Below are 24,396 nucleotides of genomic sequence, written 5' to 3'. Positions count from 1 at the left end.
ATTTGATAGGATATACATATTATATCGCCGGGGGCACTTTTTTTCAATGGCTGATTGCCCCCTTCGTTGACATTCTCCCGCCTGTGTGGTACGGTTATTACATGAACAATGAATAACTTGGGAGGTTTCCTATGCGCAACGACCTTCGTCCCATCTGCCGGCAGCTCCGGCAGGATATTTTGGAAATGATCTGCGCCGCCGGTTCCGGCCATCCCGGCGGCTCCCTCTCCTGTGTGGAGATTCTGGCCGTGCTCTATTATGAGGTGATGCACATCGACCCCGCCCAGCCTGACGATCCAGAGCGGGACCGTTTCCTCCTCTCCAAGGGCCACGCTGCCCCGGCGCTGTACAGCGTCCTGGCCCGGCGGGGGTATTTTGACCCTAAGCTCCTGCCCACCCTGCGGCAATTGGGTTCCCCCCTTCAGGGGCACCCCCACCAGGAACGCCTGCCGGGGCTGGACTGCTCTTCCGGTTCCCTGGGCCAAGGCCTCTCCATTGCCAATGGCTTAGCCCTGGCCGCCAAGCGCCAGGGAAAGCCCTACCGCAGCTACTGTCTTCTGGGAGACGGGGAGGTACAGGAGGGGCAGGTGTGGGAGGCCGCCATGTCCGCCGCCCACTACAAGCTGGACAACGTCTGCGCCATTGTGGACGACAACGGCGTCCAGTTGGACGGCCCCACCGCCCAGATCATGAATGTGGAACCCCTGGGGGACAAGTTCGCCGCCTTCGGCTGGCAGGTGCTCCCTGTGGACGGCCACAATGTGGAGGACCTAGCCCTGGCCTTCCAGGAGGCAGCGGAGACCAAGGGGAGGCCCACCGTCCTCCTGGCCCAGTGCGTCAAGGGCAAGGGGGTCTCCTTTATGGAAAACCAATGTGCCTGGCACGGCAAGGCCCCCAGCCGGGAAGAACTGGCCGCCGCCCTGGCCCAGCTTGTATAAGGAGGGAACCCCATGAAATTACTGGACTATATCCCCCAGCGGGACGGCTACGGCCAGGGCTTATTGGAGCTGTGCGCCCAGCGCCGGGACGTGGTGGTATTGGACGCCGACGTGGCCGCCTCCACCCGCACCAACTGGGTCCGGGACCAATACCCAGAGGACTTTTATAACTTAGGCATCAGCGAACAGGACCTGGTAGGCACCGCCGCCGGGATGGCCCTGGGGGGGCTAATCCCCTACATATCCACCTACGGGGTGTTCCTCTCCGGCCGTGCCTTTGACCAGATGCGCACCACCGTGTGTTACAACAACTTGAAAGTCCGCTTCGGCGGCGCCCACGCGGGGATTTCCGTGGGCCCCGACGGGGCCACCCACCAGGCCCTAGAGGACCTCGCCCTGGCCCGGGTGCTGCCCAACATGACCGTCATTGCCCCCTGCGACAGTGAAGAAACCCGCAAGGCCGTGATTGCCACGGTGGACGTAGACGGCCCGGTATACTTCCGCTTTGGCCGGGAGGCGGTGCCGGTGGTCACCGACGCCCAGACCCCCTTCCAGCTGGGCAAGGCCCGGCTGGTGCGGCCAGGGACGGACTGCGCCGTGTTCGCCTGCGGAGCCATGGTCTATGAGGCCATGGAGGCCGCCGTAACCCTGGCCCAGGAGGGGGTGTCCCTGCAAGTGGTGGACCTGCACACCATCAAGCCCATCGACCAGGAGGCCATCCGGGCCGCTGCGGAGACCTGTGGGGCCATCGTCACCGCCGAAGAGCACCAGCTCCACGGAGGGCTGTTCAGCGCTGTGGCGGAGGTGGTGGCGCAGCAGTGCCCGGTGCCCATGGAGTCCGTGTCCGTCCCCAACTGCTTTGGCCAGAGCGGCCCCCCAGAGGCCCTCATGGCGCACTACGGCCTCAATGCCAAGGGCATCCTGGCTGCGGTGGGTCGGGTGTTGGCCCGAAAGGGGTGACGGAATGAGACGCAACATAAGCTCCACCCTGGCGATCCTCTCCCTGGTGCTCCTTCTGGGAGGCTGTTCCGGCCTCAGCGCCATCACCCAGCGCTTCCTCTCCCAGGGGCCGCCCCCGGCAGACTACGTGGCCCAGGAGGACGGCTTCCGCTATCTGAAAAGCTGCCTGCCCCCTCAGGCCCAATATATTTACGACCAGCTCCTGGAGGGGATCCGGAACCAGGAGGAGGAGATTCCCGGGCTCTACCCCGACGTGGATATGATCCGCAGTGCTGCCCAGGCCCTGGGCCGGGACTACCCCGAGCTGTTCTGGTTCTCCGGCTCCGGGGAGATTGAGACCACCTACCTGGGAGAAACCCCCACCGAGGCCCTTTACCGCCCGGTGTACGTGGTCTCCGCCCAAGAGCGCCCCGGCCTCCAAGCCCAGATTGACCAGTGGGCGGCGGACTGTTTCGCCACCCTCCCCGACGGTGCCTCAGACTATGACAAGGTCCTGGGGGTCTACCGCTACATCATCGACCACGCCGACTACCAGAACGTAGAGAGCAATTCCATCCTCAACATTATGGTCTATGGGGCAGGGCTATGCGGCTGCTATGCCCAGACCACCCAATACCTCCTCAACCAGCTGGGCATCCCCTGCGCCTACATCAGCGGCCAGGCCAACGGGGAGAGCCACGCTTGGAACCTGGTCTGGCTGGACGGGAACCCCTGCTGGCTGGACACCACCTGGGGGGACCCCGTATTTGAGGGGGGCAATGCCAACGATAGCCCCTCCTACGACTACTTCTGCATCACCACCCGGGACCTACTGCGGACCCACAGCATCGACGACACCGTCCCTGTCCCCGACTGTACCGTGGAGGATTACAACTACTTCCGCTACCACGGCCTATATTTTGAGAACTACCAGCCTGACGCCCTAGCCGATGCCATCCAGAGGGCAGTGGACAACGGGTCCCCCTACATCTCCCTGCGCTTCTCCACCGGGGCCTATTGGAATGCCTGCGACCATCTTTTCACCAAGGGGGAGCTCCACGACCTCTTCCACCAGACCCCTGCCGGCCAGGCGGAGCAGTTGGATTGGCGGGGCCAGCTCTGGTACACCCGCAACGACGACATGGGTACCCTCACCCTGACCATCCCCTACCGCTAAACCCTTTGTCAAGCATTTTCCCTTTACAGGGAAGCCTGTCAAATCCATACGAAAACAGCAAAAAGCCTGTCAAGCATTTTCACTTGACAGGCTTTGATTTTACTCAGGTTTTCTCCACTAAGCACCCGGCAGTCTCCGGCGTTGCCCCCGTTTCACCGTCGGTGTCCGCTAGCCCCAGGGCCTCCTTGATGCTGCCCCAGAAGGGGGTCACCAGCAGGAAGATCAGCAGGAGCACCGCAATGATGATGTTGCGTAGGTTCCTCATGGCGTCCCTTCCAGCTTGGCCACCGCCGCCTTGGCTGCGGCCTGCTCGGCCTCCTTCTTGCTCCGGCCCTCGCCGCTGCCGATGGGCTGCCCGTTGAGGCACACCTCCATGGAGAAGGTCTTGGCGTGGTCTGGGCCCCGCTCCCCCAGGAGCTGATAGGCCAGCACCTGGCCGCTCTCCCGTTGGACCAGTTCCTGAAGGGTGGTCTTGTAGTCCCTGCCCAGGTTGGTGCGCTCCTGCTCCTGTTCCAGGATCAAGCTATGGACCAGCTTGCGGACCTGGCCGATGCCCCCGTCCAGGTAGACGGCGGCCAACATGGCCTCCACCGCGTCGGCCTGGATAGACGGCCGGTGGCGGCCACCGCCGGCCTCCTCCCCCTTGCCTAGCCGGAGATAGCTCCCCAGGTCCAGGGCCTTGGCCACCTCCACCAGGCTGCCCTCACACACCAGGGCCGCCCGGATGCGGGTCAAGTCCCCCTCGGGAAGGTCGGGGCGGCTGCGGTAGAGATGATCCGCCACGATCAAGCCCAGGATGGAGTCCCCCAGAAATTCCAGCCGTTCATTGCTGGGCATCCCCTCGCCTCGGTGCTCATTGGCATAGGAGCTGTGGGTCAAGGCATTCTCCAACAGGCTCTGGTCCTGGAACTGGTAGCCGATCCGCTCTTCTAAACTCTTCAACTTGTCCCCCTCCTTCCGTCGGTGGCAGCCGGTCTCTGGTTTACAGGTCCAGCTTCCGCTGGAGGTAGTTCACCACGTCGCCCACAGTCTTCATGTCCACCAGGTCCTCTTCCGGGATCTCAATATCAAAGGCCTCTTCCAGCCCCATGATAAGCTCAAAGGTATCCAGAGAGTCCGCCCCCAGATCCTCTTCAAAGCTGGCGTCCAGGGTAACGGCGGCTTCCGGCACACCCATCTGATCCACGATCAGACTTTTCAGCTTCTCAAAAATCACAGTTCTTCCACTCCTTTCCGGCCCCCGCCCTGCATGGCACAGTACGCGAAACCGGTCGTTAAGATTTCTTTACTTAATATAGGGACTATTTTCCGCTCTGTCAAGAGGCAATTTATCAAAATCCTCACTTTGCCTCCCCAGGATCGGGAAGGCGCATGTATTCCACGTTGGCGGTGATGTCCTGGATGATCCCTGACGACGCCACTTCTCTGGCCTGCCGGGCCGCATTCAGGAACGCGTAAGCGCTGGAAGAGCCGTGGGCCTTGATCACGGGCTTGGAAATGCCCAGCAGGGCGGTGCCTCCGATCTCCGCGGCGTCGAAGCGCTTTTTCAGGGCCCCCACCTCGTTCTTCATGGCCAGGGCGCAGAGCTTGCTTTTGCCGCTGCTGAGGAACATCTCCTTCATGCACTGGCTCATAAACAGGGCGGTGCCCTCGATGGTCTTGAGGAAGATATTTCCGGTGAAGCCGTCGCACACCAGCACGTCCACGCCCTGGCACATCGCCTCCCGGCCCTCAATGTTGCCCACAAAGCGGATGCGCCCCTCCTTGTCCGCCTGTTGGAGCAGGCCATAGGCGGCCCGCTGAAGGTCCAGGCCCTTACTGGGCTCCGCACCGATGTTCAACAAGCCCACCCGGGGCTCCTGGACCCCCAAAAAGCGCTTGGCATAGTAAGAGCCCATAAAGGCAAACTGCAGCAGATATTCCGGGCTGCCCTCCGCCGTGGCGCCGCTGTCGATGACCACAGTGTTCCCTATCGCAGTGGGGACCACTGGGGCCAATGCCGCCCGGCGGATTCCCCGGATGCGTTTGATCACCAGCGTGGCCCCGGAGAGCAGGGCCCCGGTGCTGCCGGCGGAGACAAAAGCATCCCCGCGCCCCTCCTTGAGCAGGTTCAGCCCCACAGTCATGGAGGAGTCCTTCTTGTCCTTAAAGGCCCGGGCAGGGTTGTCCTCCATGGTGATGACCTCACTGGCAGGGACCAGCTCTACCCCTTTGGGGATATCCTGATGGCCCAGGCGCTTCAAGCTGTCCCGGATGGCCACCTCCTGGCCGGTGAAGATCACCTCCACCCCCAGCTCTTGCACCGCACGCAGGCCCCCTTCCACAGGAGCCAGGGGCGCCTGGTCGCCGCCCATGGCATCAATAATGATTTTCATATTGTTTCCTTTCTATCAAGCAAAATCCAGCTCATCCAGGCACGCCAGCGCCCGCTGGGACAGGGCGGCGTTCTTGTTGCGCTTGCCCTTCACCCGGTAGCCCAGGGGGGGCATAATGCCGAAGTTGATGTTCATTGGCTGGAAATTTTGCACGGTCTCATTGCTCACATACAGAGCCAGGGCCCCCAAGGCCGTCTCCTGAGGGAAATCCACCGGCGGCCGTCCTTGAAGCCGACGGGCCAGCTCCACCGCCGCCAGGCAGCCGGAGGCAGTGGACTCCACATAGCCCTCCACCCCGGTGATCTGCCCGGCAAAGCAAAGTCTGGGCTCACGTTTCAGCCGGTAGTAACGGTCCAGGATACCAGGGGCGTTGAGGTAGGTGTTACGGTGCATCACCCCGTAGCGCACAAACTCCGCCTGGGCCAGGGCGGGGATCAGGGAGAACACCCGCTTTTGCTCTGGGAAGGTCAGGTGGGTCTGGAAGCCCACCAGGTTGTAAATGCTCCCCTCAGCGTTGTCCCGGCGCAGCTGCACCACGGCGTAGGGCTCCTTCCCTGTCCTGGGGTCCCGGAGGCCCCGGGGCTTCAGGGGCCCATAGCACAAGGTCTGCTCCCCTCTCCGGGCCATGACCTCCACAGGCATACAGCCCTCGAACACGTTCTTGTCCTCAAAGCCGTGGATGGGGGCCTCCTGGGCGGCACACAGCTCCTTCCAGAAGTGCAAATACTCCTCCTGGCTCAGGGCGCAGTTGATGTAGTCCGCCGTCCCCTTGTCGTAACGGGAGGCAAAAAAGGCGTGGTCCATGTCCAAGCTCTCATAGGTCACCAGGGGGGCGGCAGCATCGTAGAAGTGCAGGTACGCCTCCTCTGGCAGCTTTTGGGCAATGGCCTGGGCCAACGCGTCGGAGGTCAAGGGCCCGGTGGCCACAATGACCTCTCCCTCCTCTGGCAGGGCCGTCACCTCCCCCTCCACCACGGTGATGAGGGGGTTGCCGCGGATGGCATCGGTGATGGCCTGGGCAAAGCCCAAGCGGTCCACCGCCAGGGCACCCCCGGCAGCCACCCGGTGCCGGTCGGCACAAGCCAAGATCAGGGAGTCCAGCCGCCGCAGCTCCTCTTTGAGCAGCCCCACAGCGTTTTCCAACTGATCAGAGCGCAGGGAGTTGGAGCACACCAGCTCCCCCAACAGGGGGCTATGGTGGGCAGGGGTCATCTTCTCCGGCTTCATCTCCCGCAGCACCACAGGGATGCCCCGCTTGGCCAACTGCCAAGCGGCCTCACACCCCGCCAGGCCGCCCCCCAGGACGGTCACCGGGGCGCTCATGCCTGTTCCTCCGGCGCTTCCTCTTGGGAAGCCGCCTTCTTGCTACTGCTTTTCTTTGTGGTCTTTTTCTCAGCGGCTTTCTTCTCTGCCGGCTTCTTCTCGCTGGCCTTTTGGGCGGCAGTCTTTTTGGCTGTGGTTTTCTTGGGCTTCTCCTCGGCCTTTTCCTCCGCCGTTGCCTCGGCAAGCTCCGGGGCCTCCGCCGCTTTCTCCTGTTCCTGGGCGGCCTCCTCGGGCTTCTTCTTCCGGTATCCCCCCCGCTTCTCCTCTGGGACAAAGTTCTCGCAGCCCTCATTGATGCAGAAGGGCTTTTTCGCCCCCCGGCCGGACTTTTTGAACATGGTCCAGCCACAGGCGGGGCAGTTGTCCTTCACCGGCACGTCCCAGGTCATAAAGTCGCAGGCCCGGCCCAGCTTATCCCCCAAATGCTCGCAGGCATAGTAGGTGTAGCCATTGCGGGAGGTACGCTTGAGGATGCGGCTGCCACACTTGGGGCAGTGCCCCGGCATCTGGATCACCAGGGGTTTCGTAAAGGTGCAGTCTGGGAAACCAGGGCAGGCCAGGAAGCGGCCAAAGCGCCCGGACTTCACCACCATCTGTTTGCCGCACACATCGCACACCTCGTCGGAGAGCTCGTCAGGGACCTTGATGCGGGTGCCGTCCAGGTCCTTTTCCGCCTGGTCCATCTCCTGGTGGAAACCCTGGTAAAAGTCCTGCAAGAGGGCTTTCCAGTTCTCCTCCCCGCTCTCCACCTGGTCCAGGCGGCCCTCCATGGTGGCGGTGAAGTCATAGTCCACAATATCCTGGAACTTATCCTTCATCAGCCCTGTGACCACCTCCCCCAGGGGGGTGGTGTGGAGGTGTTTGCCGTCCTTCACCACATATTCCCGGCTGAGGATGGTGGTGATGGTGGGGGCGTAGGTGGAGGGGCGGCCGATGCCCTTTTCCTCCAAGGCCCGGATCAAGGTGGCCTCGGTGTAGCGGGTGGGAGGCTGGGTAAACTTCTGCTCCGGCTTGGTGCCGGCGCAGTGGAGGGCCTCCCCCTCTGTCAGGTTGGGCAAGGGGCTTTGAATCTCATTGCTCTCCTCGTCCTTCCCCTCCTCATATACCGCCAGGAAACCGGGGAACTTCACCTCAGACCGGCTGGCCCGGAACACGTACCCGGCGCTGGTGACCTCAATGCTCACGCTGTCGTAGACGGCAGAGGCCATCTGACTGGCCAGGAAGCGGCTCCAAATCAGCTTATAAAGGCGGTACTGCTCTGGGGTCAGGTCCTTGCGCACACTCTCCGGGGTGAGCTCCACGTTGGATGGCCGGATGGCCTCGTGGGCGTCCTGGGCACCAGCTTTGGTCTTATAGCGTCTCGGGGTATCGGGGAGATATTTTTCCCCATAGCGGGCGGTGGCAAAGCCCCGGGCTGCGGCGATGGCCTCTTCGGAGATCCGCAGGGAGTCGGTACGCATATAGGTAATCAGGCCTACCGTGCCCTCCCCCTGGATATCCACGCCCTCATAGAGCTGTTGGGCGATGGACATGGTCCGCCGGGGGGGCATGTTTAGTTTCCGGGAGGCCTCCTGTTGCAGGGAACTGGTGATGAAGGGGGGCGCCGGGGAGCGATGCTTATCCTGGCGCTTGATGTTGCTCACCGCGAAGGGGGCAGCCTGGATGGCCGCCAAGACCTCCTCCACCTGCTCCTGGCTCTTGAGCTCCATCTTCTTCTCCCGGCCGTGGAACTGGGCCTTGAAGCTGCCCAGGTTTGGTGCGATGCGGTCTAGCTGGACCTCCAAGGTCCAGTACTCCTCCGGCACAAACGCCCGGATTTCTTCCTCCCGTTCCGCCACCAGGCGGGTGGCCACAGACTGTACCCGCCCCGCAGACAGCCCCCGGCGGATTTTCTTCCACAGCAGGGGGGAGAGCTGATAGCCCACAATCCGGTCCAGAATCCGCCGGGCCTGCTGGGCGTCCACCAGGTTCTGGTCGATCATCCGAGGGGCGGCGATGCTCTCGCTGACCACCTTCTTGGTGATCTCGTTGAAGGTCACCCGGTTGGCTTTTCCCCGGGGCAGGTCCAGCAGCTCCTGCAGGTGCCAGGAGATGGCTTCCCCTTCCCGGTCCGGGTCCGTGGCCAGGAACACGTGCTCGCTGGCGTCCGCCGCAGCCTTCAACTGCTCAATCGTCTCCTCCTTGCCCTTGATGGGCTGGTAGTTGGGGGTAAAGTCGTTGTCCAGGTCCACGCCCATTTTGCTCTTGGGCAGGTCCCGTACATGACCCATAGAGGCCAGGACCTGATAGTTGGGGCCCAAATATTTTCCAATGGTCTTCGCTTTTGCCGGTGATTCCACGATCACCAGATTCGTCTTAGCCACTGCGCAAAACCTCTTTCTTCCATATCATAAAGGTAGGCCGGGGACGCAGTCTGCGTCCCTGGGGCCGTCCGTATCACTCAATCTTTCAGCAGCACCTTGGTGGAAAACCGCTTGCCGGTGCCCTCCTGGATCAGGGCCCGAACCTGAAGCATGGTCAGGGCCGAGAGCACCCGCCGGGCGGGGATGGCAGTCTTTTCCGTCAGGTCGTCCACCGTCAGGGACAGGTCCCCCTGCAGGGCCCGGAGCAACGCTGCCTCGTCGTCGGTGAGGGCCTCCTTGTCCTGTCCCAGGTCGATGACAAGGCGTTCCTCCGCCGGGGCCTGCTGGGATACCTCGGGCGGGGGAGCAGCCTGTAGCTCCGCTGTGTGCCGGCGCTGCCCCTTGGGCGGACGCAGGCGCTCCCGCTCCACCTGGGGCGGCAGGGAAACCCTCGGATGAATCTTTGCCGGATAAAGGGCCTCATATTCCTCTAACACATCCCAGGCATCTTGGACCAGCTTGGCCTCCCCCTGGCGGATGAGGCGGTTGGGCCCCTGGCTCATGGTGCTGTCGATGTTCCCCGGCACGGCAAATACGTCCCGGTTCTGTTCCAAGGCCCAACGGGCGGTGATGAGGGAACCGCTGCGTTGGGTCCCCTCCGCCACAATCACCCCCAGGCACAGCCCGGCAATGATCCGGTTGCGCACAGGGAAGTGAGGGCCCAGAGGCGGGGTTTTGGGGGGATATTCCGACACCAAGGCCCCGGCGGCGGCGATGTCCTCATACAGGGCGCGGTTCTCCGCCGGGTAGGTCACATCCACCCCGTTGCCCAGCACCGAGACCACCTGGCCGCCTCCCCGCAGGGCCCCGCGAAGGGCGGCGGAGTCCACGCCCCGGGCGCTGCCGCTGACCACCAGCGCCCCCTGGCGGGACAGCTCCAAGGCCAGCTTCCCCGCCGCCATCACCCCGTAGGGGCTGGCGTTCCGGGCCCCCACGATGGCCACAGCGGCCTCCTCATCCATCCGGGGCAGACGGCCCCGGATGTAGAGGACGCAGGGGGCCGTGTTCAACTGTCGCAGACGTTCTGGATACGCGGCATCCTGGATGGTCAAAAGCTGCACGTTGCCGCTCTCGCACGCCTCCAAAATCCGCTCCGCCTCAGACAGGCTCTTGTGTTTCAGCGCTTCCCGTACTTCCTGGGGCAGGAAGGGCAGTTGGTCATACTCCTGGTCGCCGGCAAAGTAGGCCGCCTCCGGAGAGCCGAAATGCTCCAGGATGCGGGCGGCATACATCCCCGGGGACTTGCCCCGGGTGGTCAGCCATAGCCAGTGGCGGATATTACCCACCAGCAAGCCCCCCCTCACTCTGCCGGCCCATCTCCCATAATACCACCGCCCCGGCGGCGGCGGCGTTCAGGGATTCACAGCGGGGGCGCATAGGGATGCGCAAGGTCTCCTCGCACTGGGTCAGCACCCGGCGCGACACCCCCTGCCCCTCGCTGCCGATGACCACGGCGGCGGGACAGAGGGAGCAGGACTGGATATCCACCGCAGTCTCCCCCAGGGCTGTGGCATACAGGGGGATCCTCCCCCTGGCCAGGGCCCCGGTGAGGGGCTCCAGCTCCGTCTCCCACAGGGGCAGGCGGAAGCAGGCCCCCATAGAGGCCCGGAGGGTTTTGGGGTTCCAGGGGTCGGCGCAGCCGGGGAGGAGGAGGATGCCGTCCGCCCCGAAGGCATCCGCCGTGCGCCAGAGGGTCCCCACGTTGCCGGGGTCCTGAAGGCCGTCCAGCACCAAGTAGCGGCTGCCGGGGAGAGCCTCCGGGAGGGGCTCAGTGGGTAGGGTGCAGAGGAACAGCACCCCCTGGGGCGTTTGGGTGGAGGAAATGTCTCTCAACAGTGATCTTGGTATCTCCACCTGGCGCACGTCGTCGGGGCAGTCCATCTGCACTGTCCCTGTGGCCCAAAAGACGGTATCCAGCTTTGCCCCCCAACGGAGGGCCTCCTCCAACATTTTAGGTCCCTCTCCCACCATTTGGTTCTCGGCCCGGCGAAACTTCCGGTCCTTGACCAGCTTGCGCACGTGGGTCATGAGGGGGTTGGCTCTGCTTGTAATATGTTCCATGATTACTCCAAATCCAGAATGTGGTCGTTGGTTTCTGTACTGCCCAGGCTGTAAATCAGGTCTCCTCTTTGGAAGCAGTAATTCTTATCCGGGTTGGGATGGATGTTCTCCCCGTTGCGCTGGGTGGCAATGATGTTCACCTGGTAGTGCCGCCGGATATCCAGCTCCCCGATGGTCTTCCCCACCCAGGCCAGGGGGACTTCCAGCTTGACAATCCCGTAGCCCTCAGTGAGGGTGATGTAGTTCAAAATCTCCCGGTTGGACAGGGCCTGGGCCAAGTTCCAGCCGCTCTCCCGCTCGGGGAACACCACTTGGTCCGCCCCGATGCGCCGCAATAGCTCCTCGTGGGTGGCGGTGCGGGCCTTGCAGATAATCCGGGGCACCCCCAGCTCCTTGAGGTTCAATGTCACAAGGATGCTCCGGCCAATGTCGTTGCTGAACGCCACCACGGCACAGCTCATGTCCTTGACCCCCAGCGCCCGGAGGACGTCCAGGTCCTGGCAGTCCCCTGCCACCGCCTGGGTCACGTGGTCCGCCATCTGCTGGACCACCTTCTCGTCTGTGTCCACCGCCAGGACCTGGTGCCCTGACTGGCACAGTTTTTCCGCCACCGCTGAGCCGAACCGGCCCAGCCCGATTACCACAAAGCTCTCCATGGCTGTGCTCCTCTCTCAGGGGATCATCCGATCAGCAATTCACAGCTGGGGTATTTGATCTTATTCCCCACAGTTTTCTTGGTCAAAAAGGCCAGGGAAAAGGCCAAAATGCCCACCCTGCCCAGATACATCAGGGCCAGGAGGACGCAGTGGCTGGCAAAGCTCAGCCCATCGGTGATGCCTGTGCTCAGGCCCACCGTTCCGATGGCCGCCACGCTCTCAAAAAACAGGGGGAGGAAGCTGCCCCCCTCAATGTGGGCCATCACTAGGGCGGCGATGAGGGCGGTGAAGATCACCACCATGGTCAAGGTCATGGCGTTGCGCACCTGGCGCTGGGGGATGGTCCGGCCACCCACCACCACTTCTTCCCGGCCCTGCAGGCCGCTGACCAGGGCGGCCCCCAGGACCACCACCGTCACCACCTTGATGCCGCAGGCCGTAGACCCGCTGCACCCGCCCACCAGCATAAAGAGCATACTCACCACCTGGGCGCTCTCTGTCATCTCCCCCTGGGGGAACACGGCGAAGCCCGCCGTGCGCAGGTTGGCGGACTGGAACAGCCCCGCCAGGACCCGTTGCGCCGGGGGCAGCGCCCCCAGGGTGCCGGGGTTGTCCCACTCCATGGCAGTGAAGTAGACCCAGCCCAGCACCAGCAGCACCGCCGTGCCCCCGATGGCCAGGCGGCTATACAGGCTCAGCTTCCGCCAGCTCTTGGCCCGGAGGATATCCTCCCAGACGATGAAGCCCAGCCCACCGGTGATGGCAAGGCCCATGTGGATCAGCAGCACATAGGGGTCCCCCACGTAGTCCTCCATATCCACCAGGGCGAAGCCCCCGTTGCAAAAGGCGGACACCGCATGGAAGAGGCTGTACCACAGCCCCCGTCCAATGCCGAAGCGGGGCACGAAGCGCAGGGCCAGCAACAAGGTACCCACCGCCTCGAACAGCAGGGTACCCAACAGCCCGTGGTGCACCAGGCGCAGCACGCCTCCGGTGTTCTTCAGCCCCAGGGCCGAAGCCAGTACCACCTTTTGGGAAAAGATGATCTCCCGGCGCAGCAGGAGCAGCACCAGGCTGTATGCCATCATGAAGCCCAGGGCCCCAAGCTGCACCAGGAGCAGGATCACCGCCTGTCCCCCCAGGGTCCATTGCTCCAGGGTGTCCACCAGGGTGAAGCCTGTGACGCAGGTGGCAGAGGTGGCGGTGAACAGGCTGAGGAAAAAGCCGCCGCCGCGCCGGGACATCACCGGCAGCAACAGCGCCAGGGTCCCCAGGGCAATCATCGCCCCGAAGGAAACGGCCACCGCCCGGGTGGGATGCATCCCCCGCCCGGCGCCCCAGCGCCGTCTTCGTCTTCCCAGCTTCATGCCCCACCTCCTTGTGTCCTTCCATGCTCTGGTGGTTGTGGTTTTTGATACAAGCACGGCAGCATACCGGCAGCGTTTTTCTGCCGGTATGCTGCCGTCAAACATTATTCCATGGGCTTCATCGTGGGGAACAAAATCACGTCCCGGATGGAATCCGCGCCAGTGAGCAGCATGACGCAGCGGTCCACGCCAATGCCCAGTCCACCTGTGGGGGGCAAGCCGTACTCCAATGCGTTGATATAGTCCTCGTCCATCATGCCGGCCTCCTCGTCGCCGCCGGCCCGGAGCTCCACTTGCTTCTGGAAGCGCTCCTTCTGGTCGATGGGGTCGTTGAGCTCGGAGAAGGCGTTGCCCATCTCGCTGCGGCAGATGAAGAGCTCAAAGCGCTCGGTGAGCCGGTGGTCCTTGGGGGAGCGCTTGGCCAGGGGGGACACGTCCACCGGGTGCATGGTGATGAAGGTGGGCTGAATCAGTTTCCCTTCCACCTTCTGGTCAAAGCACTCGTACAGGGCATGGCCCCAGGTGGGTTCCACGCCGTCCATGTCCACCCCAGCGGCTTTGGCAGCAGCCACTGCCTCGGCGTGGTCGGAGATGGCCATGAAGTCCACCCCCACATACTCCTTCACCGCTTCCGCCATGGTCAGGCGGCGCCAACCGGGGCTCAGGTCGATGTCCTCCCCCTGCCACTGGACCTGGTAGGTCCCCAAAATCTCCTGGGCGGCGGAGGAGAGGAAGTCCTCGAAGAGGTCCATCATGTCGTTGAAGTCGGCATAGGCCTCATAGAGCTCCACAGTGGTGAATTCCGGGTTGTGCTTGGTGTCCATGCCCTCGTTGCGGAAGATGCGGCCAATCTCATAGACCCGTTCCAATCCCCCCACGATGAGCCGCTTTAGGTGCAGCTCTGTGGCGATGCGCATATACATGTCGATGTCCAGGGTATTGTGGTGGGTGATGAAAGGCCGGGCCGTGGCACCGCCGGAGATGGTGTTGAGCACCGGGGTCTCCACCTCCATATAGCCCCGGCCATCCAGGAAGCTGCGCAGGTAGCTGACAAAGCGGCTGCGGATTTCAAAGTTGCGCCGGGAGTCCGGGTTGACGATCAGGTCCACATAGCGCTGGCGATAGCGCAGCTCCTTGTCGGTGAGGCCGTGGAATTTCTCCGGCAGGGGACGCAGGGACTTAGACAGCAGGGTAATGTCCTTGCAGCGGACACTCATCTCCCCCCGCTGGGTGCGGAACACCTCGCCATCCACGCCCACGATGTCCCCAATGTCGTACTTCTTAAAGGCGTTATACACCGCCTCGTCCATCTCGTCCCGGCGGGCATAGAGCTGGATGCGGCCGCTCTTGTCCTGCAAGTCGCAAAAGCTCACCTTGCCCATGCCCCGCTTGGACATGAGCCGGCCGGCAATGCGCACTGCCTGGCCCTCCAATGCGTCGAAGCGGTCCTTGACCTCCTGGGCGTGGATGGACACCTGAAACTTGGTCTGTTCAAAGGGGTCCTGACCAGCCTCCTGGAGGTTTGCCAGCTTTTCCCGGCGGACCTTCAAAATTTCAGACAGGTCCTGCTCCACGGCTTCGTTCTTATTCTTTTCCATGCTTCTTCCCCGTTTCTCTATTATCTGTGGATCTCCAAGATCTTATAATGGATGCTGCCCTCCGGGGCTTCCACCACCACGTCCTCCCCGGCTTTCCGGCCCAGGAGGGCCTTGCCGAAGGGGGATTCCTCCGAAATGCGCCCGTTCATGGGGTCTGCCTCCTGGGAGCCCACCACCTGATAGGTGAGCTTCTCGTCAAACTCCAAGTCCTCCACGGTGACGGTATTGCCCACGTGGACGATGTCCATGTTCTTTTCCTCGTCGGTGATGAGGACATAGTTGGACAAGATTTCGTCCAGCTCCGCAATGCGGGAGTAGAGCTTACCCTGTTCGTTCTTGGCCTCGTCGTACTCGCTGTTCTCCGACAGGTCGCCGAAGGAGCGGGCCTCCTTAATCAGGTCCGCCACTTCCTTTTCTCGCACGGTCTTTAGGTAGACCTGTTCCTCTTTCAGTTCTTCCAGCCGCTCGGGGCTGAGCCGGTATTCCTTTGCCATGGTCACACACCTTTCGTCGTCGTGGGCCTTCCGCCCCGCCAGTTTCCATTTACACATATAAAAATAAAACTGAAAAATCTAATTACACGTTTAAGTATTATAGGTATTTTGTTCCGGTCTGTCAAGTACAGGAATCGGCCCTTCGACCCTTCTCCCCTGGTTTTTCCCGGAAAAAACGCCCTGGCCCAGGGATTTTCCCGGTCCAGAGCGTCCTTCTTTTTTCACATCCCGTCCAACAGGGCCGACAGGGCCGCTTGGAGCTGTGCGTCCTCCTCCTGGGGCAGCGCCCCAATCAGGAGCCGTTTTTCGTCCTCCTGGCTGAGGGGACGCACCACATCCGGGGTCAGCCCCGTCCCCGCCAGGGACCGGCCGCTGGGCAGGTAATAGCAAGAGGTGGAAATGTGTATGGCGCTGTCGTTGAGGAGTTTCAAGCTCTGCTGGGCATAGCCCTTCCCGTAGGTCTGGACGCCCACTACCGTAGCCCGGCCACTCTCTTGGAGCATGGCCGCTGTGAATTCCGCCGCGCTGTAGCTCTCCCGGTTCACCAGCACCACCAAGGGTAGTTGTATACAGTCGGCGTCGGCGTTTTTGACCTTCTCACGCCCCTTGGCGTCCCTGGAAATGAAGATAGGCCCTTCCGGCAGGAACTGGTCCAGCACCGCGGCCATCTCGTCCACCTGTCCCCCGGGATTGTAGCGAAGGTCCAAAATCAGCCCCTGGGCCCCTGCCTGGGTCAGCTCCTCCAACCCCTGGCGCAGTTGCTCAGACGCCCCCTGGGAAAATCTTGTGATGCTGAGTAAGCCTATCTGATCCGGCAGCATTTGGGTGCTGACCAGACGGCTTTGGATGCTCTCGCGCACCAGCTCCACCTGGCGCAGGCTGCCGTCCTCCCCCTGGACCTCTAGGGTCAGGCTGTTGCCCGCTTCCCCTTTGATGGCCTCCACACAGGCCTGCCAGGTCTCCGGGGTCACCGATTCCCCCGCCACGGAGCGGATGATCTCCCCCGCCTGGACCCCCGCCGCCTGGGCAGGGCCATCGGAGCTGACGGAGTCAATGTGGATGCCGTCTTTCTGCTCCCGGTTTATGGTGATGCCAATGCCCACATAGCGCCCCTGGGAGCGGATGCGGCTGGCCTGGAACTCCTCCTCGGTCATGTAGTAGGACCACTCGTCCCCCAGGGAGTCCACCATGGCTTCCAGCATGGCGTCCATCTGGGCCTCCCGGTCATACTCCCCCACAAAACGGTGCTCAATGGCGTCCTTGGCTTGGAGCAGGGATAGGCCGTCCTGGCCGATGATGATCACAGCCATAACCAGCATCCATATCATCCCTACCAATGCGCCCCCCGCGAACACCCCTAGGATATCCAGGATGCGGTTGCGTCTCTCTTTCTTGTCCATACCATTCCTCCTGTCTTGATGAAAAAGCAGCGGCCCGTCTCCGTGCCGCTGCTCTCATTTGGTTAATAGGCAAGCATCCCTGCCACTAGGCTCAGCACCAGGGAGAGGCACAGGATCACCGCCACTACGGCAGCTACACGCTTCTGGAAGCGCATAGGGTCCCGTCCTTTCTTTCCGCTCATCTCATCCGCCCCCTTACACTTTCAGGAATTTCCGGATCGCCAAGGCCGAACCCCCGGCACCGATGGCAAAACCCACCACCAGGAACACCAGCATGACAATATACGCCAGTTGGGAGAAGGGCACGGTGGTAATGATGGAGAGGATTCCACTATTCTCCATGGCCCGCTGGATCAGCCCGTAGATGCCCCACTCTGCCAAATAGGCCAGCACAGCGCCCACAAGCCCCAATAGCACACCCTCCACCAGAAAGGGCCAGCGGATGAACCAGTTGCTTGCACCGCACATACGCAGCACGGCAATTTCTTCCCGCCGGGTGAAGGTCGCAATCTTGATGGTGTTGGAGATGATGAACACAGACACCAGCACCAGCATCGCCACCAGGATGATGGCCACACCACCGGCCACGTTGCGGATCATCAGAAAGCCGTCGGCCACTTCCAGGGATGCCTGGATATCGGCAATGCCGGTGACCTGCTCCACCTGCTCCACGGTCTCACTCATGGCCTCAATGTCCACCACATGGATGATGAAGCGGTCCCGCAGGACGCTGTCTGGCGCGTCCCGGAAGAGGTCCTGCCGCCCCTCCAAGGTCTCCTTGAAGTTGGCCATGGCCTCAGACCGGCTCACAAAGGTGACACTGGCCACATTGCTGATGCCCTCCAACCGGGGTTGGAGCGCCCGGGCCGACTGGTCGTCGTAATTCTCATCCACGTAGGCCAAAAACTGGTTCTCATCCTCCAGCTCCCGGAACATGTGGTTCAGGTTCACCGCCACCAGGGAGAAGGAGCCCATGATGAGAAGGCAGGCCAGGATCATACACACCGAGGCAAAGGACATCAGCCCATGGGCAAAGATGCTCCGGAAGCCATCCTTAAAATGATACCAAAATTGATTATCGCCCATTGTTGTAATACCCTCCCGCAGCATCGCTGATGATTCGGCCATTTTCAATGGCCACCACACGCTTGTCGAAACGGTTGACCAGCTCCCGTTCGTGGGTCACCACCAGGACGGTGGTGCCCATGCTGTTGATCTTCACCAACAGTGACATGATTTCCAGGGAACGGGCCGGGTCCAGGTTCCCCGTAGGCTCGTCGGCAATGATAACGCTGGGATTATTTGCCAGGGCACGGGCAATGGCCACACGCTGCTGCTCCCCGCCGGAGAGCTGGTTGGGGTAGCGGTGGCCCTTTTCGCTCAGGTCCACCAAGCCCAGGATATAGGGGATGCGGCGCTGGATTTCCTTGGGGGTAGCCCCCACAGCCCGCATGACCACCTCTAGGTTCTCGCTGACGGTCTTTTTCTCAATGAGGCGGAAATCCTGGAACACCACCCCCAGGGTGCGGCGCATCAGGGGGATCTGTTTTTGGCTGATATCCCGCAGGTTATAGCCGTTGACCATCAGCCGCCCGGCGGTGGCCTGGATCTCCCCAGTGATGAGCTTGACGATGGTGGACTTGCCCGAACCGGAGCGGCCCACCAAAAAGACGAAATCACCGTCGGCGATTTCCAGCCGCACCCCTTTCAGGGCTTTCGTCCCATTTTCATATTGTTTATATACATCTGTCAGGCGAATCAAAAGGTAACACTCCTTATAAGACGTTTCTCTCAGGACTCAATGCCACGGGAGACCAGGTACTTCTTCACCATCAGGGCCACCTTGAAGGTGATGGCATCGTCAAACTCCCGCAGGTCTAAGCCTGTAAGCTTTTTGATCTTCTCCAAGCGGTACACCAGGGTGTTGCGGTGGACGAAGAGCTTCCGGGCCGTCTCGGAGACGTTCAAGTTGTTCTCAAAGAACTTGTTGATGGTGAACAAGGTCTCCTGGTCCAAGGCGTCGATGGGGTTCTTCTTAAAGACCTCCTGAAGGAACATCTCGCACATCACCGTGGGGAGCTGATAGATCAGACGGCCAATGCCCAAGTTCTCATAGTTGATGATGGTCTTTTCCGTGTCGAACACCTTGCCCACGTCGATGGCCACCCCGGCCTCCTTATAGGCCCGGGCCAGGTCCCGGATGTGGCCCACCACGGTGCCGATGCCAATGGTGGTCTTGATCTTCAGGGCCTGGGCTAGGTTGCTCTCAATGCTCTTGGCGATGCGGTAAATCTCCTTGCTGTCGGCGTTCTCCCCCAGCATCTTAATCACCACAATGTCGCTCTCGCTGATGGAGATGACAAAATCCTCCTGGCTCTCGGAGAACATGTTCTGTACTACGTCCACCGCGGCGATCTCTGCCGAGCCCATTTGCCGCACCAGGAACACCGCCCGCTGGGCCTCGGAGGCAAAGTGCAGCTCCTTGGCCCGGACATAGATATCCCCCAGGAGGATATTGTCGGAGATGATGCTCTTGACAAAGGCAGTTTTGTCGTGCTTTTCCTCATAATATGCCTTGGCACTGTTCAGGGCCACCGTCACCATGGAGCAGATCAGCTTGGCTTGCTCGTCGCTGCCCTGGGCAAAGGCGGCATAGTCGAAGCGGGCGCTGCGGTTGGCCAGGGGCTTAAAGGTCTTGTCCCCATAGGTCACCGCCGTGGACTCAATGCTGTTCAAAGCGGAGGCGGCGCCCTCCCATTTTTCCCCAATCCAGGCTAAGTGGTTGCAGGAAACCACGGTCCCCTGGTCATCAATGACGCCGATGACACGGTCCGTACATTCTTTCATTTGGAGTACAATGCTTTGGAATATTCTGCTGGACATGGTCGTCTCCTCCTCTTTCCGGCTCTCAATATTGTCCCCAGGCTGTTTGCCTGCCATGGTCCGCGCATACGGGTAGGGTCGCCCCCTCCCACATAGCGCCAATTTTTCTTCCATCCAGTGGTTTCTGGGATAAATTGGAGTTCGCCGGTAGGAGGGTTCGGCCCTGGACTCGTTCCCCATAGGGCGTGATTTCTCCACACATGGGACAGCCGCTGCTGCACGATCATGATTCTTGGGAGCTATTATACCTGATTTTCCAGGTGATTTCAATCCCTTTCTCCTGAATCTTTGTGGAAATTGCCGAATTTATTTCCACAGGGCTTCCAGGGCTGCCAATTCCTCCGCCTGCAAGGGCCGCCAGGCCCCTGGCGGCAGGGCTGGGTCCAGCGCTAGGGGGCCCATGGCCAGCCGTTTCAAATAACTCACAGGCTTCCCCCGGGCCGCCAGCATCCGTTTCACCTGGTGGTACTTCCCCTCCTGGATGGTCACCAGGGCCTGGCCTGTTTCCGGGAGCAGCTCCAAGGACGCAGGAAGGCAGCGGGTGCCGTCCTTGAGCTGGATTCCCTCTGCCAGAGCCTTCCGGTCTGTCTCGTCCAGTTCCCCCGTCACTTCCACGTAGTAACGCTTATCCACATGCTTGCCGGGGGACAGAAGGCGGTGGGCTAGGGGGCCGTCGTTGGTGAGCAGCAGCAAGCCCTCGGCATCCTTGTCCAACCGCCCCACAGGGAACAGCCCCAGCTTGCGCAGGTGGGGCGGCAGGAGCCCCAGCACGGTGGGCTCCCTGGGGTCCTCGGTGGAGGAGACCACCCCCTGGGGCTTATGGAGCATGAGGTAAGTATAGCGCTGCGATGAAACCAAGTGGCCGTCCACCAGGAGGGTGGCATTCTCGGGGATTTTTTCCTCCGGGCTGGTGGCCTGCTGGCCGTCCACCTTCACCCGGCCGCTTTTGATGAGGGCCTTGGCCTCTTTGCGGGACCAGCGGCCAGTGGCGGCAATGCGTTTGTCCAAGCGTTCCATGGTGCGTTCTCCTTCCTATACTTTTTGGCTGTTAGTATAGCATACTTTTCGGAGAAAGGACATAGGGTTGTGGGGAAGATTTCCGGCGGCTCGCCATCAGCCGGAAGCGAGAGGAGCTGCTTGCTATGATTATCATCACGAAAAAGATCCACCGCGCCCGGCTGGTGGCCGGATTCATCATGCTGGTCTTGACCATCGGCTTTGTGGGAGCCGGCCTGGGCCTGGTGCGGGACATCCGGGAGACGGAGGCCCTTTCCGTCACCCAGATGGACGCCAAAGGCGTCAAGACCAACGAGGACCGGATTTCCTTCCTGGAAAGCTGCGGCTGGCTGGTGGCCCCAGAGGCCGCCAGCATTGAGGACGTCCTAATCCCCGAGACCTTCGATACCTCCTATGACGAATACCTGGCCCTGCAAAAGGAGCAGGGCTTCGACCTCACCGCCTATGCAGGCAAAACGGTGAAGCGCTACACCTACCAGGTGAACAACTACCCTGGCCTGCAAAAGGACATCTGGGCCAGCCTGCTGGTGTATAAGAAGGAGGTCGTCGGCGGAGAGGTGTTCTGCAACCAGGGGGACGGGTTTATGCAGAGCTTGGCCTATCCCGCAAAGGCTTCCGGAGAACAGGGGACATAATCAAAATGGCGGGGCACTTCGGTAAGGAAGTGTCCCGCCTTTTCATTGTTTTGTCTCCTCCAACGTCAGTTGTCGTAACGCCACCCCCGCAAAGCGGGCAATCACCAGAGATACACAGCCCGCAAAGAGGATCACCACAAATTCAAAGCCCTTGCACTGGTTGAACAGGAAGCCGTAAAAGGCCGTGCCCAGGGGCTGGGCACACATGGCCACTGTGAGCACCACGGAGATCACCTTGCCCATGCAGTCCTGAGGGGTCTCCCGCTGGATCAGGGCCATCAACTGCACCGTAAGCAGGGTGGCACAGACCATGATACCAAAACAGCCAGCGGTGAGGATGCCGTCATTCACCAGCCCCGAGGAGATAAAGCCACAGCCCAGGCCCATGGGGAGCACCAGCAGGGCGCAGGCAGTGAGCAAATGCCCCGCCTTGTCCAACGACAGCCGCTGGGCCAGCACCCCAGCCAGGATGCCCCCCACCAGCCCCCCGGCCGCCATCGCCCCCTGGGCGAAGCCATACAGCCGGTCCGCCAAGGCCTCTTCCAGGGGCAGCACTTCGGTAATCATGTAGGGCAGTCCCACCACCAGCATGGCAGAGAGGAACAAATTCAGGGCGCACAGCACCAGCAGCACTTGACCCAGGGCGGGCTTCTCCCGCCAGATCAGGCGGAGGCTCTCCCGAAAATCCCCTTGAACCATAGCCCACAGGGGTTCTCTGGGCCGTTTCTGGTGGGGTATCCTAATCCACAGCTCCATTCCCGCTGACAGCAGAAAGCAAACCACACATACCCACAGCACTGGTTTCAGGCCATAGACACTGTAGACAATCCCCCCCAAAGCCGGCCCCGCCAGGGCTGCCAAGGAGCTTATGACATTAACCACGGAGTTGGCCTCCACAATCCGTTCCTGGGGCACCAGGGCGGGGATGCTGGCCTGCACCGCCGGTTGATAGGCCCCCGCGATACCATAGAGAAGCATCAGCGTCACCGTCACCAGCGGGATGAGCCACTCCCCCCGCAGCAGCAGGGCAAAGCCCAGAAGCAGCAGGGCCGTGACGAAATCCAGCAGGACCATGATGTTGCGTTTGTTCACCCGGTCTGCCACAATCCCCCCGATGGGGGAGAGCAGGATCATAGGGAGGAAGGCACAGGCGGTCACCCCGCCGAAGAGGGCGGCGGAACCGGTCTGGTTCAGCAGGTACAGGGGCAGGGCGAAGCGCACTGTGGCGTTGCCGAAGAGGGAGACAATTTGGCCGATGACCACCAGGGTAAAATCCCTGGAAAACAGCTTCTTCTTCACACTTAAACCTCCATTCCTTCAATCCACCGGGCCAGAACCCGATACAGCAGGGCGGCAGCCAGGAGGAACACACAGGCCATCCCCAGCATCACCCAGAGGATATACCGGGGAGCACAGGGGATCCCGTTGGCGGTACAGCACACCAGCAGCAGGGCCCCCACCACGGCAGCCACAGGGGAGCGTTTTTTCCACCCCACCACAGCAGCCACCAGTCCCGCCACGGCGGACAGCACCCCCATAAGCAAGCTCACCATCAGCACCACCAGGGGGAATCCTACTACATCCATCTGGGGCGGGGCCTGGAACAGCCGGGAGCCCAGGTACATCCCTCCCATGGTCGCGCTGTTGCTTAGGGCCGCTGCCGCCACGGTCATGGTACAAAACACCGCGCATTTTGCCTTCAAGATTCGCCGCCGCGCTACAGGGTAACTCAACAAGACCTCCACCCCCGCCCCGCAGTATTCCTTTACAACCAGCTTCGCCGCCAGGGTCGCCGCAAAGACGCTGAAGCAGGCAAAGTGTAAGGCAGTGGTCAGGCCCAGCAGGCCACTCCAAGTGGAAAACATGGCATCCCCCATCTGTCCAGCAGGAAGCCCCTCTAGCTTGGGAATGAACAGGAAGAACATCCCCATCAATTGAACCGAGAGGTAGATACCCAGCACCGCCCAGCGGTAAGTGGCAGGCCGCAGCTTCTGTTGTTCCAGTTTATAATACCTCATGTTGCCTCCCCCTCATCAGTCCCACCACATAGTCCTCAAAGCCATCCCCATACTCCACTATCTTCTCTGCCGTGGAAAATTCCTGGCAGATGACGCCTCCGGCCAGGACACCAATGCGCCCAGCGCTGTGCCGGAGTTCTCCTATGATATGGCTGGACAGGAGGATGGCCATCCCCTCCCCGGCCAGCTCCCCCAACAGTGTCCGCATCTCCAAAATGGCCACCGGGTCCAGGCCGTTGAGGGGCTCATCCAGCAGCAGTAAGCGGGGTCGGTGGAGGATGGCACGAGCCAACCCCAAGCGCTGTTTCATCCCTAAGGAAAATTGCCCAATGGGTCGCGTCTCTCCCCCCAGGCCTACCCGCTGTAAGGTCCCGACAATGTCCCCCTCCCGCCCCAGGTAGGCCTGGTGCATGGTCAACAGGGCCTGGGCAGTCAAGTGCTCATAAAAGCTGGGGGTCTCGATGATGCTGCCCACCTGGGCCAAATAAGCGGAGCTATCCCGGATCTCCCTGCCCAGGACAAAAATGCTCCCTCCATCCAGCTTTTGCAGCCCCAGAACCAGCTTCATCAAGGTGGTCTTACCTGCGCCGTTTATCCCCAGCAGGCCATAGATTTCCCCCGCCTGGATTTCCAGGCTGCACTGCCGGAGCACCCGCACCGGGCCGTAGTGTTTTTTCACGGCATTCACTTGTAGGATCGTTTCCATTTCTACCTCTTTCCATACCGTCGAGCGGTATGTATTATTCTAAAATATAGCTGCCCGTTTTTCCGGGCAGGTATATTTCATTTGTTCTGTTGGTACAGGGCGGTGAGGGTCTGGATCCGTTCCAGCAGTTCCTGGTCCATAATATCCAGCCCGAAGCCCTCCATCATCTGGGTGAACACCATGAACTTTTGCCAGGTCTCCTCCTGAGTGCTGTCGAAGATCATAGGGTTCATCCACACATTGGCCGTCAAGAGAATCAGCTCCGCCAGGGCTTTGGGGTACTCCGTCTGGATGGAGCCGTCAGCAATGCCCTGCTGGATAATGGGCACCACGTAGTTGGGGGCCGCCTCCTCTATGGTGTCGTGGAGGAGTCCAAAGAGCAGCTTGGCGTTGTTGCGGAAATTGGG

24 protein-coding genes and 1 pseudogene are annotated in these 24,396 nt (G+C 61.4%); 4 read left to right on the top strand and 21 right to left on the bottom strand.

Annotated features, from left to right (window positions below; genetic code table 11):
* Nucleotides 1–131: 131 nt before the first annotated feature.
* Genes ACTOZL_RS05320 through ACTOZL_RS05310 form a run of 3 tightly spaced genes read left to right on the top strand, consistent with a single transcriptional unit; the run spans nucleotide 132 to nucleotide 3,054 of the window.
* Nucleotides 132–938: a transketolase gene (locus tag ACTOZL_RS05320; protein WP_482477113.1), complete on the top strand. Its 807-nt coding sequence runs from the start codon at nucleotides 132–134 to the stop codon at nucleotides 936–938.
* Between the two features lie 12 nt (nucleotides 939–950).
* Entirely contained in the window at nucleotides 951–1,898 is a 948-nt protein-coding gene (locus tag ACTOZL_RS05315; protein WP_482477111.1) for a transketolase family protein, read from the top strand.
* A gap of 4 nt (nucleotides 1,899–1,902) precedes the next feature.
* Nucleotides 1,903–3,054 (top strand): transglutaminase domain-containing protein, encoded by a 1,152-nt coding sequence (locus ACTOZL_RS05310; RefSeq protein ID WP_482477110.1) that lies wholly within the window; start codon nucleotides 1,903–1,905, stop codon nucleotides 3,052–3,054.
* 103 nt (nucleotides 3,055–3,157) lie between these two features.
* On the opposite strand, the gene ACTOZL_RS05305 is transcribed toward ACTOZL_RS05310, so the two are convergent.
* From ACTOZL_RS05305 to ACTOZL_RS05225, 17 genes are all read right to left on the bottom strand, one after another.
* The gene (locus ACTOZL_RS05305) at nucleotides 3,158–3,319 is read right to left on the bottom strand and encodes a hypothetical protein (RefSeq protein ID WP_482477108.1); all 162 of its coding nucleotides are present in this window, start codon (nucleotides 3,317–3,319) and stop codon (nucleotides 3,158–3,160) included.
* Nucleotides 3,316–3,996, bottom strand: a complete 681-nt coding sequence (rnc, locus tag ACTOZL_RS05300; RefSeq protein WP_482477107.1) for a ribonuclease III — start codon at nucleotides 3,994–3,996, stop codon at nucleotides 3,316–3,318. Before rnc ends, ACTOZL_RS05305 begins: the two co-directional genes overlap by 4 nt.
* 40 nt (nucleotides 3,997–4,036) lie before the next feature.
* Complete coding sequence (gene acpP, locus ACTOZL_RS05295) at nucleotides 4,037–4,270, bottom strand: acyl carrier protein (RefSeq protein ID WP_482477105.1); 234 nt, start codon at nucleotides 4,268–4,270, stop codon at nucleotides 4,037–4,039.
* Between the two features lie 124 nt (nucleotides 4,271–4,394).
* Nucleotides 4,395–5,429, bottom strand: a complete 1,035-nt coding sequence (gene plsX, locus ACTOZL_RS05290) for a phosphate acyltransferase PlsX (protein ID WP_482477104.1) — start codon at nucleotides 5,427–5,429, stop codon at nucleotides 4,395–4,397.
* Between the two features lie 15 nt (nucleotides 5,430–5,444).
* Nucleotides 5,445–6,752, bottom strand: a complete 1,308-nt coding sequence (gene trmFO, locus ACTOZL_RS05285) for a methylenetetrahydrofolate--tRNA-(uracil(54)-C(5))-methyltransferase (FADH(2)-oxidizing) TrmFO (RefSeq protein ID WP_482477103.1) — start codon at nucleotides 6,750–6,752, stop codon at nucleotides 5,445–5,447.
* Entirely contained in the window at nucleotides 6,749–9,115 is a 2,367-nt protein-coding gene (gene topA, locus ACTOZL_RS05280) for a type I DNA topoisomerase (protein ID WP_482477102.1), read from the bottom strand. The genes trmFO and topA overlap by 4 nt, the downstream gene beginning before the upstream one ends.
* A 77-nt stretch (nucleotides 9,116–9,192) precedes the next feature.
* Nucleotides 9,193–10,440 carry a DNA-processing protein DprA gene (gene dprA / locus ACTOZL_RS05275; RefSeq protein ID WP_482477100.1) on the bottom strand — a complete coding sequence of 416 codons (1,248 nt, stop codon included), beginning with the start codon at nucleotides 10,438–10,440 and terminating at the stop codon, nucleotides 9,193–9,195.
* Entirely contained in the window at nucleotides 10,433–11,215 is a 783-nt protein-coding gene (locus ACTOZL_RS05270) for a TrmH family RNA methyltransferase (protein WP_482477099.1), read from the bottom strand. Before ACTOZL_RS05270 ends, dprA begins: the two co-directional genes overlap by 8 nt.
* Before the next feature lie 2 nt (nucleotides 11,216–11,217).
* Nucleotides 11,218–11,871, bottom strand: coding sequence for a potassium channel family protein (locus tag ACTOZL_RS05265; protein ID WP_482477098.1), 654 nt, complete (start codon nucleotides 11,869–11,871; stop codon nucleotides 11,218–11,220).
* 23 nt (nucleotides 11,872–11,894) lie between these two features.
* Nucleotides 11,895–13,238: a TrkH family potassium uptake protein gene (locus ACTOZL_RS05260; RefSeq protein WP_482477097.1), complete on the bottom strand. Its 1,344-nt coding sequence runs from the start codon at nucleotides 13,236–13,238 to the stop codon at nucleotides 11,895–11,897.
* A 104-nt stretch (nucleotides 13,239–13,342) separates the two neighbouring features.
* Entirely contained in the window at nucleotides 13,343–14,836 is a 1,494-nt protein-coding gene (lysS, locus tag ACTOZL_RS05255) for a lysine--tRNA ligase (protein ID WP_482477096.1), read from the bottom strand.
* Between the two features lie 20 nt (nucleotides 14,837–14,856).
* Nucleotides 14,857–15,336, bottom strand: a complete 480-nt coding sequence (greA, locus tag ACTOZL_RS05250) for a transcription elongation factor GreA (protein ID WP_482477128.1) — start codon at nucleotides 15,334–15,336, stop codon at nucleotides 14,857–14,859.
* A 215-nt stretch (nucleotides 15,337–15,551) separates the two neighbouring features.
* Nucleotides 15,552–16,730 carry a S41 family peptidase gene (locus ACTOZL_RS05245; RefSeq protein ID WP_482477094.1) on the bottom strand — a complete coding sequence of 393 codons (1,179 nt, stop codon included), beginning with the start codon at nucleotides 16,728–16,730 and terminating at the stop codon, nucleotides 15,552–15,554.
* A 195-nt stretch (nucleotides 16,731–16,925) separates the two neighbouring features.
* Entirely contained in the window at nucleotides 16,926–17,816 is an 891-nt protein-coding gene (gene ftsX / locus ACTOZL_RS05240; protein WP_482477093.1) for a permease-like cell division protein FtsX, read from the bottom strand.
* Nucleotides 17,806–18,492 carry a cell division ATP-binding protein FtsE gene (locus ACTOZL_RS05235; protein ID WP_482477092.1) on the bottom strand — a complete coding sequence of 229 codons (687 nt, stop codon included), beginning with the start codon at nucleotides 18,490–18,492 and terminating at the stop codon, nucleotides 17,806–17,808. Before ACTOZL_RS05235 ends, ftsX begins: the two co-directional genes overlap by 11 nt.
* A gap of 29 nt (nucleotides 18,493–18,521) precedes the next feature.
* Nucleotides 18,522–19,613, bottom strand: a complete 1,092-nt coding sequence (locus ACTOZL_RS05230) for a PucR family transcriptional regulator (protein ID WP_482477127.1) — start codon at nucleotides 19,611–19,613, stop codon at nucleotides 18,522–18,524.
* A 306-nt stretch (nucleotides 19,614–19,919) separates the two neighbouring features.
* Entirely contained in the window at nucleotides 19,920–20,630 is a 711-nt protein-coding gene (locus tag ACTOZL_RS05225) for a pseudouridine synthase (protein WP_482477091.1), read from the bottom strand.
* A gap of 125 nt (nucleotides 20,631–20,755) precedes the next feature.
* Between ACTOZL_RS05225 and ACTOZL_RS05220 the strand changes: the two genes are divergently transcribed.
* Nucleotides 20,756–21,265 (top strand): DUF4830 domain-containing protein, encoded by a 510-nt coding sequence (locus ACTOZL_RS05220; RefSeq protein ID WP_482477089.1) that lies wholly within the window; start codon nucleotides 20,756–20,758, stop codon nucleotides 21,263–21,265.
* Nucleotides 21,266–21,307: 42 nt separating this feature from the next.
* Here the strand turns inward: ACTOZL_RS05220 and ACTOZL_RS05215 are convergent, their stop codons facing one another.
* The 4 genes and pseudogenes from ACTOZL_RS05215 to ACTOZL_RS05200 form a co-directional block, all read right to left on the bottom strand.
* Nucleotides 21,308–22,564: an MFS transporter gene (locus tag ACTOZL_RS05215; protein ID WP_482477088.1), complete on the bottom strand. Its 1,257-nt coding sequence runs from the start codon at nucleotides 22,562–22,564 to the stop codon at nucleotides 21,308–21,310.
* A 2-nt stretch (nucleotides 22,565–22,566) separates the two neighbouring features.
* A complete protein-coding gene (locus ACTOZL_RS05210) occupies nucleotides 22,567–23,283 on the bottom strand; it encodes an ABC transporter permease (RefSeq protein WP_482477086.1) in 717 nt (238 codons plus the stop codon).
* Nucleotides 23,270–23,989 carry an ABC transporter ATP-binding protein gene (locus ACTOZL_RS05205; RefSeq protein ID WP_482477085.1) on the bottom strand — a complete coding sequence of 240 codons (720 nt, stop codon included), beginning with the start codon at nucleotides 23,987–23,989 and terminating at the stop codon, nucleotides 23,270–23,272. The genes ACTOZL_RS05210 and ACTOZL_RS05205 overlap by 14 nt, the downstream gene beginning before the upstream one ends.
* 77 nt (nucleotides 23,990–24,066) lie before the next feature.
* A pseudogene (locus tag ACTOZL_RS05200) lies at nucleotides 24,067–24,396 on the bottom strand (TetR/AcrR family transcriptional regulator); the annotation flags it as partial.

The organism is Evtepia sp. (genome assembly GCF_056797215.1).
Note: the sequence above shows the minus strand (reverse complement) of the source record. Positions and strands in the feature narration are given on the sequence as shown.

What these genes read in the sequence shown, in the direction of transcription:
- ACTOZL_RS05320 (WP_482477113.1), top strand. Translation starts at nt 132, where the DNA reads ATGCGCAACGACCTTCGTCCCATCTGCCGGCAGCTCCGGCAGGATATT.
- ACTOZL_RS05315 (WP_482477111.1), top strand. Translation starts at nt 951, where the DNA reads ATGAAATTACTGGACTATATCCCCCAGCGGGACGGCTACGGCCAGGGC.
- ACTOZL_RS05310 (WP_482477110.1), top strand. Translation starts at nt 1,903, where the DNA reads ATGAGACGCAACATAAGCTCCACCCTGGCGATCCTCTCCCTGGTGCTC.
- ACTOZL_RS05305 (WP_482477108.1), bottom strand. Translation starts at nt 3,319, where the DNA reads ATGAGGAACCTACGCAACATCATCATTGCGGTGCTCCTGCTGATCTTC.
- plsX (WP_482477104.1), bottom strand. Translation starts at nt 5,429, where the DNA reads ATGAAAATCATTATTGATGCCATGGGCGGCGACCAGGCGCCCCTGGCT.
- trmFO (WP_482477103.1), bottom strand. Translation starts at nt 6,752, where the DNA reads ATGAGCGCCCCGGTGACCGTCCTGGGGGGCGGCCTGGCGGGGTGTGAG.
- ACTOZL_RS05270 (WP_482477099.1), bottom strand. Translation starts at nt 11,215, where the DNA reads ATGGAACATATTACAAGCAGAGCCAACCCCCTCATGACCCACGTGCGC.
- ACTOZL_RS05265 (WP_482477098.1), bottom strand. Translation starts at nt 11,871, where the DNA reads ATGGAGAGCTTTGTGGTAATCGGGCTGGGCCGGTTCGGCTCAGCGGTG.
- ACTOZL_RS05260 (WP_482477097.1), bottom strand. Translation starts at nt 13,238, where the DNA reads ATGAAGCTGGGAAGACGAAGACGGCGCTGGGGCGCCGGGCGGGGGATG.
- lysS (WP_482477096.1), bottom strand. Translation starts at nt 14,836, where the DNA reads ATGGAAAAGAATAAGAACGAAGCCGTGGAGCAGGACCTGTCTGAAATT.
- ACTOZL_RS05245 (WP_482477094.1), bottom strand. Translation starts at nt 16,730, where the DNA reads ATGGACAAGAAAGAGAGACGCAACCGCATCCTGGATATCCTAGGGGTG.
- ftsX (WP_482477093.1), bottom strand. Translation starts at nt 17,816, where the DNA reads ATGGGCGATAATCAATTTTGGTATCATTTTAAGGATGGCTTCCGGAGC.
- ACTOZL_RS05230 (WP_482477127.1), bottom strand. Translation starts at nt 19,613, where the DNA reads ATGTCCAGCAGAATATTCCAAAGCATTGTACTCCAAATGAAAGAATGT.
- ACTOZL_RS05225 (WP_482477091.1), bottom strand. Translation starts at nt 20,630, where the DNA reads ATGGAACGCTTGGACAAACGCATTGCCGCCACTGGCCGCTGGTCCCGC.
- ACTOZL_RS05220 (WP_482477089.1), top strand. Translation starts at nt 20,756, where the DNA reads ATGATTATCATCACGAAAAAGATCCACCGCGCCCGGCTGGTGGCCGGA.
- ACTOZL_RS05210 (WP_482477086.1), bottom strand. Translation starts at nt 23,283, where the DNA reads ATGAGGTATTATAAACTGGAACAACAGAAGCTGCGGCCTGCCACTTAC.
- ACTOZL_RS05205 (WP_482477085.1), bottom strand. Translation starts at nt 23,989, where the DNA reads ATGGAAACGATCCTACAAGTGAATGCCGTGAAAAAACACTACGGCCCG.